We start from the raw sequence: 12168 nt of genomic DNA, 5'->3' as shown, positions 1-12168 counted from the left end.
AAGGTTCTTTTGAGGAGATCAATAGCATGTAGGCTAATTTGAAAGGGCGATCCATTTCCGAATTCGTATCGGAAGTGGATCGCCCTTTTTGGTTGCAGATAAAACGATTTGTCCTACCTATTATTTTTGATACCCGTCTGGATTCTTAGATTGCCAGCGCCAAGCATCCTTACACATATCATACAAGTCTTTCTCCGCCTTCCATCCGAGGAGGCGTTCTGCTTTTGAAGCATCCGCATAACACGATCCGACATCACCCGGACGTCGTGCCGTGATCTTTCGATCGATCTGCAGAGACGTCGCATCTTCGAACGTCGCGACGAGTTCAAGCACACTTGTCCCTTGTCCCGTTCCTAGATTGAATGCCTCGATCCCGGAATGATCATGATAGAGTGCCTTGATATGTCCTTTCGCTAAGTCGACGACATGGATATAATCGCGGACACCCGTACCATCATCCGTATCGTAATCATTTCCGAAAATTTGAAGGGTATCGAGTTTTCCAGCAGCAACTTGTGTCACATATGGCATCAAGTTGTTCGGAATACCGTTTGGATCCTCACCGATCAGACCGCTCATATCGGCACCAATCGGGTTGAAGTAGCGGAGTAATGTGATATCCCATGTCGGATCAGCGAACGCGATGTCTTCAAGCATCTGCTCGATCATCAGTTTCGTCGCACCATAAGGATTCGTCGCGGAGCGCGGAGCAGATTCGGTGATTGGTGTCGTCTCCGGCACACCGTAGACGGTCGCAGATGAACTAAAGACAAGTTTTTTGACATCATGCCGGTCCATTACTTCGAGTAGGACGAGCGAACTGATCAGGTTGTTTTGATAGTAGAACAACGGGCGTGATACAGATTCACCAACCGCTTTTAAACCGGCAAAATGAATGACAGCATCAATCGCATGGTTTTGGAAGATTCGTTCGAGTGCCGATTCATCCCGCACGTCCGACTCATAGAATGTGACCGTCCGGTCCGCGATGTGTTCGACACGTTCAAGAGCACTCCGATGACTGTTACTTAAATTGTCGACGACGATGACTTCATGACCCTCTCGCAGCAGTTCGAGACAGGTGTGGCTGCCGATATAGCCAGCGCCTCCCGTTACTAAAATGTTCATAGGATACCCTCCGTTAAATTCCATTATTTATCTAATAATAGCATAAAGAGAGCGGTTTTTTCTTGATTTTGCTTTACATCCGTTTTGTTAGACGAATCAGCTGAATACGCGACTCGGACTCGATGATCTGTAATTGATAATGGGTGCTTATGCGCAGTCGTCCCGCTGTATTCGTTCGCTGGAACGTTCCAAGACGCGCCAACTCTTTTTGGGAAAGGCGCGGGCTCTTCCAATCGATGGCGTATGCGCGATCATCGATGAGGTGTACGGTGAATGACTCATACGTCCATGTTTCATCTACAGCCGTTTTGATTTTCTGTTTCGGTGATCCGAGACCGACCCATGTCGTAGCGGGATCATCCAATAGATCGGTCGCTCGTGTTTGTTTCGGAAGCGTCATATATGCGTCCGTCCATTTCAACAACGCCTGATCCGTCATCATGGAACCAATCGTTTTTTCGGATAGGTCGCTCGCTTTCATATAAGCCTGCGTCCGGTCAGGGAGCTGGATACGCACACGATCCTTGACGATATCGAGGACAGGGAATGCATCACCAAAGTCGGCGGATTGAAGAACGGTCGAGGAATCAGGATGACGATAAATCGGACTCGATTTCGTGGAGACGAAATGATAGATTACGTCTTTCTTTGCCCATGTCTGATATCCCCATGTAGCAAGCGCACCAATACAGAAGCAAGCGAGCGCGAGGAGGACGAGTCGCCAGGACAAGACTCGCTTTTTCGGTACTGCAGTGGGCGTCGTCTGTTCGAGCGGCATCTCGTCTCCTTCATCTAGTAAAGGAACAGATGTGAGGAAACCATAAAAGTCGGCGATGCTCTCGTGTGGATGACCGTCCAAAAATCGTTGCCACTCTTCTGGACGAACCGTATCTTGCTGAAACGGTCGCGAGGGTGCTATCCCTGTCAGATGAAGGCAGGTCGCCTGAAGCGAAGAAGAGGAAGACAAGGACAGCAGGATTCGTTCATGGAGACGCTTGATATCAACTTCCGTGTGAGAGGTATAGAATTGTAAAGCGGATAAGGCGCGATGCATAAGGCATCCTCCTTCCTTCTAACGTCAGGATATGTATGAATTTTCCGTTTCCTTTTATGATATCATTTTTTATGGGACGACGAATGAGAAAAGGGGGAAGGACGATGATCGATATTCATAATCATCTCTTGCCGTTGATCGATGAGGGAGCGACTCATGTCGAAGAAACAATCCGCATGGCACGGCGTGCTGCTGCGGAAGAAGTGCGCCGAATCATCGCAACACCATATGCGACGCATGCGACAGCAGAAGAAGTCCAATTGATCGTAGCAGAGCTGAATGTTTTACTGGCCCAGCGACAGATTCCTGTCCTCGTCTATCCGGGACAACAGACGCGTTTGACACTCGGATTGCGTGATGCGGTCAACCAAGGGCACGTCTTGACGTTAGCGGATACCGCCTATCTGTTAATCGATTGCCCCGACGATCCGCTACCGGTCTATACGGAAGAAGTCATGACCGGATTAATCGAAGACGGGTATTTGCCAATCCTTGCGCAACCGGAAGATAACGCAGAACTTCTCGAGCATCCTGAACGTCTGGTCCAGCTAATTGAAAAGGGCGTGCGTTGTCAACTGGCGACACACAGTATTCTCGGTCATCACGGAGAAGAAAAGAAGCTATTTTGTCAGCGTGCCATTCAAAAAGGATGGGTACACTTCATCGCATCCAACGCTAAAAAAGCAACAGACCATCTTCATCTTATGCCGGCGTATCAACAGATTGAACAGTGGTCTGGAGCGAATGTCGTCGATCGATTAAAATGGAACGCTGAACAAATCTTGGTGTCACCGCCAATTGTCTAATACATGACAGTGAGGCTGACTCAACAGTCATTCTCTACAAAAGTCAGGGTGGCAGAGTGATGAGCTGTCACCTTTACCTCATAACAAAAAGAGTGACGCGTCATACGCCACTCCTACAGGAAAATGCGTATGTTTGCGCTATCAGGAACAAACAAGCCCCAATTTCATGCCTGAATAAGGCAGGAAAACTGACTTGAGTCTCGCCTGAGGAAAGGGCGTGAAAAGACGCGTCATTCTTTTTTGTCAGCCTTATTTTTTAAAAAACTTTTCTAATAAATCAAAATCCTGAAAAATATATGATATGATATCATTACTTGGTACTAAAAATATTCAAGCGATTAATCAATATGGGCATGATTACGTTCGAATCTCCGAGGACATCGTCACGTACGCCGCTCAATTCTTTCATTTTTTAGGCATCATCATCATTAGCGTCGTGAACGCTGGAACAACCCGAGGAGGAAGTAATACATGAGTAAAGAAAAAATCGCACAGCTGCGCAAACATGTCTCGCCTTTTGAAAAGGCAGACATCAAGGCCAGCATCCGACAGATGATCAATACGATCCTGCCGTTTCTCGTCATTTGGTTTTTGGCGTATCAAGCACTTCACGTGTCAGCCTGGCTCGCAGTACCGCTTGCGATGATCGCTGCGGGATTCGTCGTGCGGATGTTCATCATCTTCCACGATTGTACACATGGTTCGTTTTTCAAAAACAAAAAAGCGAATGCAATCGTAGGAACCATTACAGGTGTGCTAACGCTATTTCCATACGAAAAGTGGAAACGAGAACATGCGATTCATCACGCTTCAAGCGGTAACTTGGACAAGCGGGGCGTCGGTGATATTTGGGTAATGACGATCGAAGAATACATTGCGTCATCGAAATGGACGCGATTGAAATATCGACTCTATCGGAACCCACTCGTCATGTTCGGACTAGGTCCGTTGCTCTTGATTTTAGTGACGAGTCGTTTCAACCGAAAGGATGCACGGAAGAAAGAGCGTCTTAACACATATCTCATTAACGGATCACTAGTCGTTTTATACGGTGTCTTGATTTACTGGATTGGCTGGCAAGCATTCTTGATCATCCAAGGGACGACGATGTTCACAGCGGGCGTACTCGGTATCTGGTTATTTTATGTTCAGCATACATTCGAGGATTCCTACTTCGAAGATGAAAACGAATGGGATTACGTCAAGGCTGCGATCGAAGGTAGTTCATATTACGAGCTGCCAAAAGTATTACAGTGGGTGACAGGAAACATCGGTTTCCATCATGTCCATCACTTGAGTCCGCGTGTACCGAACTATCATCTAGAGAAAGCACACGTCTCGACACCACCGCTTCAAAAGGCGACGACGATCGGTTTGTTCTCTAGCTTAAAATCTTTACGCTATAAACTATACGATGCAAAAAATAAGACGTTCGTCACGTTCCAGGATATCAAGCATCTCCTGCGTGAACCAAAACCGTCATCACTTTAAGTCTGTAGCACTTTATCTTTTTTGAGATAAGGTGCTTTTTGCTTTGAAATCACAAGAAGTTGACCGATAAAGAGTAAGGAATGGAAAAATATAGGCACGACAAAATTGAAAATGTTACTCTAAACTAAAGAATAAAGAGAAGAGACATATAGAAAGAAGGACTGGCATGAAAGGAAAAATATACTTCTGGCTTTTGTTTTTAAATGCGATTGCGACAGTAGGGGCACTGGTCTATCTGTCTTTTGAACTGGGGGCTTTGGGCCTTGTCTTAATGGGGCTAACGATTGTCTGGCTCGCCTGGAAAATATTACGACTCTTTTCCTCGGTGATCCGATTGCAACAAGAAGGCATTGAGGTAACCGAATATCGTTTTCCGGAACTATATCATGATATCGCGTCGTTATCGGAACGTTTGAATTTAAAGACACCACGCATCTATATCGTCGGAGACGACGTATCGCCCACTAGAGGCGTGAGTCTGTTCCGAACGAACGTGTTTTTTTTACCAGAGAAAGCCATGCGGGAGCGAAATGAGTTCGAACGAGCTCGAGAGTTGCTTCGTCTGAAGCATAATGACGAGGAAAAACGCTTCGCATTACTATTAGGCAGTTGGATTCCATTTTTAAGACCGGCTTATTTACGAACGATATCCTTATACCGGGATCGTCAAGCCATGCATCTTGTAGACGATCCAGATAGTGTCATGCAGAGTATTCTAAAAGAAAACGGACGGCACCAATTGATCAATGAAATCGATGTAACAGCATATTTAGCTGAAAAGAGGCAGATTACGCTAGCTGAAGTCGTTAGCGAAATGGTCTACACGACACCGACGACAGACAGACGATTGATTGAATTAGGCTGGATGTCACGCGAGACTCCTACTGGGCAGCATGCTGTTCGATTCTTGTTGGTAGCATCGAGTATAGTAGCATTCGTTTTGATTGGCTGGAGTGTCCAGAACGTTTCGTTTTCAAATGAAACCGCAAAAGCTGTCGTCACCTCATCGGATGAATCAAAGGCGAATGGATTGCAGGAAACGAAGTTGATGGCTGCCATTCAAAAAGGTACGTTGGAAGAAGTTCAGAAGGAGTTACCGGACGGAGATATGAAAGCCGTGGATGCAGATGGTGATACAGCACTTCACTATTTAGGGTATCGCAAGTCAAGTGAAGGACTGAAGGAAATCTTTGATACGTTACTTAAGCAGGGAAGTGATGTGGACGCAATCAATGACTTCGGAGAACGTCCGTTCATCACAGCAGTATATAGTAACAATAATGAATTAGTAGAACTGTATTTAAAGAACGGTGAAAACATCAATCAGCTTGATGATCAAAAGTACACACCTTTACATCATGCGGTGGAAGGGGAAGGCGTTCAAACCGTGAAAGTATTGCTAGAACAAGGGGCAGACGTCTCGATTAAGAATAAGGATGGTTTGACGCCTTTGATGTTGGCACAGCAATATGAATTAGACGACATCATTCGATTGTTAAAGCAACATACGTCTCAAACGTTATAAGAAAAATGCTCCTCCCGAAATCGGGAAGGAGCATTTTTTATGAACTTATTTACCTTGAAGAGCTGGATCCACGTTAAGGATTCGTCCTTCAATTTTATAATCGATTGTTTTCTTCGAAATCGCGTAGTCGCGGAATGTTTCCCAGTCAGAGAGACCGAGGTCTTTCACACGTCCTGATTTATACGCATCTTCAAATGGTGTCAAGAAGTCGCTTCCTTTAGCAGTGAAAGCGTTTGTAGCAACTGTGTACGTTTTGGCTGGATCAATGGCCTCTTCTACACCGCCATCTTTCGTAATCGTCATTTTCGTAACACGTTGTCCCTTCGCTTTTGAACCATCGTACTCAAGTTTCATACCTGATACTTGTAAGAATCCACCATTTTCAAGTGGTGCAAGTCCAACACTGATTTCAAAGAGATCTTTAAGTTGTGAACCGTTCATTGTCACGAGTGCAAGTGTGTTACCGAATGGTAAAGTAGTTAAGATTTCACCAGTTGTAAGTGGACCTGCATCGATCGCGGCACGAATTCCACCACTGTTTTGAACAGCGATGACGGTTTCTGGGTTAATTGATTTCGCTTTTGCAAGCATACCGTCCGTAATTAAGTTTCCGAGAGCTGTTTCACTATTTCGAACGCTCACTGTGTTAGTGCCACCAGTACGTGGGTTTGGAAGGGCAGATACAATATTAACCCCAACTTCTTGGTTTTTGATTGCTGTAATTTTATCCGCGTAAGGTTTGAGAATAGCAGCGGCTCCAGGATCTGCTGCATACGGTTTTACTTCAATCGTCGAACCACTGTATGATTTGACTTTTCCTTTGTAATCAAACGTTACGTTGACATCTCCAAGGAATTCACTATATTGAGAAGCTTGGGCGATGACTGTAGGCTCTTTTTTCTTTGTTTCTTCACTCGCAGGAATCAATACTGGTTTAGTAAGATTCGTATGAGTATGACCACCGATAATGACATCGATACCATCAACGTTTTGTGCAAGCAATGGATCGTTATCAATTTCAGAATTATCATCGTAACCGATATGTGTCAACGCAACGATTTTATTGATACCGCGTGCTTTGAACTTATCAACGGTCGCTTGAGCGCTTTTGATATAGTTTGAGAATGCAATCGTACCAGGGCTTGAAATACCAACTGTTTCTTCTGTCGTCAAGCCGAAGAAACCAACTTCTTCACCGTTGATTTTTTTGATGACACCTTGGTAGATCCGTCCATCTTCCGGACCAGACGTGATTGTTTTCTTTTGCATCCCGTTGAAGAGCGGATTTTTACTGAAATCAACGTTTGCTGTAATGAATGGGAAGTCAGCGCCAGCAACGAAGGCTTGTAAAGCAGCACCTTGATCTTGGTCACCCAAATCAAATTCATGGTTACCGAACGTCATCATGTCATATTTCATGTAGTTCATGAGTTCGAGATCAGCTTGTCCTTTGAACTCGTTGAAGTAGAGTGATCCTGAGAAGACGTCACCAGCATCAAGAAGAAGCGACGGTGTACCTTCGGCGCGGTAAGCGGCACGACGCTCTTTAATGACAGTCGCACGTTTTGGAGCGTTATCGAGTGCAGCGTGTGTGTCGTTCGTATGGAGCAAGGCAAGGCTGAAATCATCTGTATTGATGTCACGGACGATGATTTTTGCTTTTGTCGTGACCGTTTTGCCTTTATGCGTCAAGCTACCTGTCGCATAGTAAGTACCTGACTCACTCGTATCAACTTTGCTCCATTTGATTTCTTTATCGTAGACTTTGCCGTTAGCGTAAAGAACAGCTAGTTTTTTAGGAAGGACTGGTTTTTGATCGACTGAAATCACTTGTTCCTTAACGGACTCAATGATTTTGATCACATAATTCTCGACGTGAATCTTTACTTCGATTGGGAGCTTTTTCTTACCATATGTGCCATGAACCGTTTGGTAGCGATTGAAGATGTGCTTATTGTATGCACCCCATGAGATTTTTTCTCCCTTGTATGTAGCCGGAAGTTTAACAGGCTCACCCTTCGTGAAAGTGAGAGACTTCAATTTGACCGTCTTGACTTTGACATGTGTTGCAGCAGATACGGTCGTTTGTGCAGCCGGCACGATTGCCGATGTCGTCAATGCGACAGCTACTGCTGCCGCGTAAAGCGGTTTTGATTTGTACATAAATAAAAATCCTCCCTCGAGATGATATGAGGTCAACCAGCGATCGGTAACCTCTTCTTCTACTATAAATGCTTAACGGACAATCGTGTCATGAACCTTTTGTAAAATGCGTAAATTCTTAGGTCCGACGACAATACAACTCTTGCAAGTCGTTTGTTTTCTTCTACCTAAAAGAAGAAAAGATAAATGATTACGCTTACATTATATCTTGTTCCTCCTTCAAAAGAAACGTAGATTATAATAGATTGTAGGAAATTGTCCTCATTTTGAGAGAATCGCGTAGTAAACATTTTCAAAAAAATGTATAATTTACTATATGAAAAATATGCGATGGGGAGGCGAGAGTACGAATGGATGAAAAGATACGTAGGAGTCTACTCGTAGGTATACTTTGTATAATGGGAATCTTGATTATATGGGGGCTCGCCTCTCCACCGACGACAATTGAATTTCCTAACTTTACACATACCTAATCCTGTGAATGGATCGGCAAGGAGTCCTTGTCGATTTTTTTGTTTCAACGGGAAAGCTACAGTTTGGTGTCGGTTCACGCTATACGTTGACACGCTTTTTACGGATGGCTAGAATTGATTAAGTGTACTTCGTGTATACACAATTGAAAGATAAACGAGGAGGGATGGATAATTAGACATGATATATCATGTCGATCGGAGGAATGTTCGTTTGAGGAATCGCGGACAGAACCCGTTTTTTGTTTGAATTTGATCCAGAATTCATTGAATTACAAATACATGCACCATGAAATCGGAAGGAACTTACACTTATGTTGAAAGAAATGAAAAGTATCATCCGGGAACAGGTTGAAAACTTTCCTTTGATTCGCCGGCTCGCGCGATATGAAATTAAGTCCGCACACGCAGAACAACGCCTTGGCCTCTTATGGGAACTCCTCAATCCGGGTCTCCAAATTTTCATCTACTGGTTCGTCTTTGGTGTCGGTCTTCGGGGAAATGAAAATGTCGATGGAAACATTCCATTCATCGTATGGCTTCTCTGTGGGATCGTCGTTTGGTTCTTTATCAACGATGCTTTATTACGTGGATCGAACTCGATCAATAGTCGACTTGCGATGGTGACGAAGATGCGTTTCCCGATGAGTGCCATTCCGTCATACGTTATTTTGTCACGGATGTATCAACACTTCGCAATGCTTGTGATCGTATTCATCGTCATCCTCGCAAATGGGATTCCGATTACATGGAAACTACTTCAGTTGCCTTATTACATGATTGCGACATACATTTTCGTCTACGCATTCTCACTTTGTTTTTCAACGCTCATTACGCTCGTCAAAGATATTCAGCTCTTCTTGCAATCGATGATGCGGATGCTTTTTTATATGACACCGATTCTTTGGAATATTGAGCGGTTCCCGGACGCCCTGCACGGTGTCCTTCGCCTAAATCCGGTCTACTATCTCGTCGAGGGATACCGGGCGAGTCTGCTCGGAGGACATTGGGTCTGGCAGGAATGGCCAACTGGACTGTACTTCTGGAGTGTGACGCTCCTCTTGTTCACAGCCGGAACATTCTTGCATATCAAGTTCCGTAAATCATTCACTGAGCTCGTCTAAGGGAAGGAAATCGCCATGTCTATGATTAAACTCGACCATGTCACGAAACGCTTCGACATGGTTACGACTACGAAAGAAAAATTTAAGCTCTTGTTCAAGAATCAAAGCAAGAGCGTTAAAACATTCACTGCACTGCGAGATATCTCGCTTGAAATCGGCTCGGGTGAAGTCGTTGGACTCGTCGGAATCAACGGTTCCGGTAAATCTACACTTTCGAACTTGATTTCAGGAATCATCTATGCAAACGAAGGAGACGTCGCCATTAATGGTGAAGTCGCGATCATCGCCGTCTCACAAGGATTAAAGAATGTCCTGACAGGGCGAGAGAACATTCGTTTGAAGTGTCTCATGCTTGGGATGGATGATGCGGAAATCGAGCGTCGGATGCCAGGCATCATCGATTTCGCTGATATCGGTGATTTCATCGATCAGCCGATCAAGAAGTACTCGAGTGGGATGAAGTCGCGCCTCGGCTTCGCGATCGCGGTCAACGTCGACGCCGACATTCTGATCGTTGACGAAGCCTTATCCGTTGGTGACCAAACCTTCTATAATCGTTGTATCGATAAGATGAACGAGTTCAAGGATGAAGGAAAGACGATCATCTTCGTCAGCCACTCATTGTCACAAATCAAGAGTTTTTGTGAGCGTGTCATTTGGCTCGAATACGGTCAAGTACGACTCGACGGAACAACGAAAGATGTCTTACCGGAGTACAAAAAGTTTCTTGCGGAGTATAAAAAATGGTCGAAAGAGGAGCAACATCAATTTCGGCGTGACCGTTTAAAAGCACAAGCTGCTAATGCTCGTTCCGGGAAACAAAATACGGATTCAGAGGAAAACATCAAACATCCGGCATTGATCTTATCTGCGCTAGGTATTCTTGTACTTGCAGCAGGAAGCTTAATGGTCGTTGATGAGACGCCATCTTTGGCGAATTTAAGCGACGCTATCTTAAATTTCTTTTGATTCTCTGCGCCAGGTACCAATCGGTATCTGGCTTTTTATATCATGTAAGTAGGAATTAGTAAAAGGAGTGAAGAATGCTAAATAAAAGGAGTGAAGAATGCTAAAGGAGAGTGGAAAAAGAAGGAATCATCGCAAATCAAGAAATGTAATCAAAAAAAAACGGAGTTCAAGACTCCGTTTTCATCAGGTTTGTGAACGATCCATATAGGTTTTGACGCGCGGTGCTTCATACGTTGCAAAACGTTCTAAAAGACGTTCAGCATCTGACTCGACGATCAACATTGCACGGTGTTCGGGAATCAAGAATCCTTGACGTTCCATCGTATCGAATAGGGAAATCAAGGGATCATAGTAGCCATCAATGTTCAGTACACCACATGGCTTTTCATGAAGTCCAAGCTGTGCCCAAGTGAAGACTTCAAAAAATTCTTCCATCGTTCCTGGACCACCCGGGAGAATGATGAATCCATCAGAGAGCTCTGACATTTTGGCTTTTCGCTCATGCATCGAGTGGACGAGATGCAGTTCGGTTAGTCCAGGATGCGCAAGTTCTTTTTCCTGAAGAAAGTGGGGAAGAACACCGATTGCTTGACCTTTAGCAGCGAGCGTAGCATCTGCGACTGCACCCATCGTTCCAACGCATGACCCTCCATATACAAGTCCGATGCCGCGCGCGGCGAGCGCTTGACCGAGTTTTCCTGCCGCCTCTCGAAAGAGTGAATCGGCACCATCTTTGGAACCACAAAATACAGCAAGTCTATTCATGAAAGAACCTCCTTCGTTGTTTCCACCATAGCATATTCGACGATGGGAAGGCAGAATGGAAAGGAGATCGATATGCGACCACGTACAATTGTTTGGCTCGTCCTAATCATCGCAGCAATCAATTTAGGACTTGGGATATGGATGCCCGATACATCGACTCGGACGACGATTAGTTCGATACTACTAGGCGTGATTGTAGTACTCGGTATCTTTTACGTCATTGCGTTACGACAATCATCTAAATAAAAATGCTCGTTCGACTCATATGAGTTGAGCGAGCATTTTTATTCAGATTTGAAAAAATAAAGCGATGGAATATTCAAAAGAATCTATTTTCATACACAAATTCAACACTTTGATGGATAGTTTGTAAAAAAAGGACAGTATTCAGGACATATGATACGTGTCAAAAGTAATGGTTATAATGAATAATGTGTAAAATAACATAAATATTCGTATTCGAATATTTGGAGGGGGTCTAAGGATATATGATGTTGTTACAAAGCCAGACGAAAAAAATTAGGAGGTTATTTATATGAACTTGAAAAAGAAACTAGGTTTAGCAATTGCTGCTTTATCATTGACTGCTACTTTCGGTGTAAGTGCTGCAAATCAAATTGGACATAAAGACGTAGCAATCGAACGAATTCCACTTGAGTACTCAGTCAAACGT

Annotated in this window: 10 protein-coding genes; 6 read left to right on the top strand and 4 right to left on the bottom strand. The window is 44.3% G+C overall.

All coding sequences use genetic code 11. From position 1 onward, the window contains the following. Positions 1 to 120: 120 nt before the first annotated feature. Positions 121 to 1128, bottom strand: a complete 1008-nt coding sequence (gene galE, locus N179_RS12930) for a UDP-glucose 4-epimerase GalE (RefSeq protein WP_023469422.1) — start codon at positions 1126 to 1128, stop codon at positions 121 to 123. A 73-nt stretch (positions 1129 to 1201) separates the two neighbouring features. After that, positions 1202 to 2182, bottom strand: coding sequence for a hypothetical protein (locus N179_RS12925; RefSeq protein ID WP_075642990.1), 981 nt, complete (start codon positions 2180 to 2182; stop codon positions 1202 to 1204). 104 nt (positions 2183 to 2286) lie between these two features. On the opposite strand from N179_RS12925, the gene N179_RS12920 reads away from it, so the two are divergent. The 3 genes from N179_RS12920 (at position 2287) to N179_RS12910 (ending at position 6004) form a co-directional block, all read left to right on the top strand. Beyond that, a complete protein-coding gene (locus N179_RS12920) occupies positions 2287 to 2988 on the top strand; it encodes a tyrosine-protein phosphatase (protein WP_075642989.1) in 702 nt (233 codons plus the stop codon). Between the two features lie 471 nt (positions 2989 to 3459). After that, positions 3460 to 4479, top strand: coding sequence for a Delta(5) desaturase DesA (desA, locus tag N179_RS12915; RefSeq protein ID WP_023469419.1), 1020 nt, complete (start codon positions 3460 to 3462; stop codon positions 4477 to 4479). 166 nt (positions 4480 to 4645) lie between these two features. Next, positions 4646 to 6004 (top strand): ankyrin repeat domain-containing protein, encoded by a 1359-nt coding sequence (locus N179_RS12910; protein ID WP_075642988.1) that lies wholly within the window; start codon positions 4646 to 4648, stop codon positions 6002 to 6004. A 45-nt stretch (positions 6005 to 6049) separates the two neighbouring features. Here the strand turns inward: N179_RS12910 and N179_RS12905 are convergent, their stop codons facing one another. Continuing rightward, the gene (locus N179_RS12905; RefSeq protein WP_023469417.1) at positions 6050 to 8167 is read right to left on the bottom strand and encodes a 5'-nucleotidase C-terminal domain-containing protein; all 2118 of its coding nucleotides are present in this window, start codon (positions 8165 to 8167) and stop codon (positions 6050 to 6052) included. A gap of 784 nt (positions 8168 to 8951) precedes the next feature. Between N179_RS12905 and N179_RS12900 the strand changes: the two genes are divergently transcribed. Beyond that, entirely contained in the window at positions 8952 to 9761 is an 810-nt protein-coding gene (locus N179_RS12900) for an ABC transporter permease (protein WP_023469416.1), read from the top strand. Positions 9762 to 9776: 15 nt separating this feature from the next. Next, complete coding sequence (locus N179_RS12895; RefSeq protein ID WP_035396040.1) at positions 9777 to 10730, top strand: ABC transporter ATP-binding protein; 954 nt, start codon at positions 9777 to 9779, stop codon at positions 10728 to 10730. Between the two features lie 183 nt (positions 10731 to 10913). On the opposite strand, the gene N179_RS12890 is transcribed toward N179_RS12895, so the two are convergent. Beyond that, the gene (locus N179_RS12890) at positions 10914 to 11495 is read right to left on the bottom strand and encodes an LOG family protein (RefSeq protein WP_075642987.1); all 582 of its coding nucleotides are present in this window, start codon (positions 11493 to 11495) and stop codon (positions 10914 to 10916) included. A gap of 72 nt (positions 11496 to 11567) precedes the next feature. Between N179_RS12890 and N179_RS17070 the strand changes: the two genes are divergently transcribed. Further along, positions 11568 to 11741: a hypothetical protein gene (locus N179_RS17070; RefSeq protein ID WP_023469413.1), complete on the top strand. Its 174-nt coding sequence runs from the start codon at positions 11568 to 11570 to the stop codon at positions 11739 to 11741. Positions 11742 to 12168 lie beyond the last annotated feature (427 nt).

The organism is Exiguobacterium indicum HHS 31, assembly GCF_001939065.1.
In the GTDB taxonomy this organism is placed as follows: Bacteria; Bacillota; Bacilli; order Exiguobacteriales; family Exiguobacteriaceae; genus Exiguobacterium_A; species Exiguobacterium_A indicum.
Note: the sequence above shows the minus strand (reverse complement) of the source record. Positions and strands in the feature narration are given on the sequence as shown.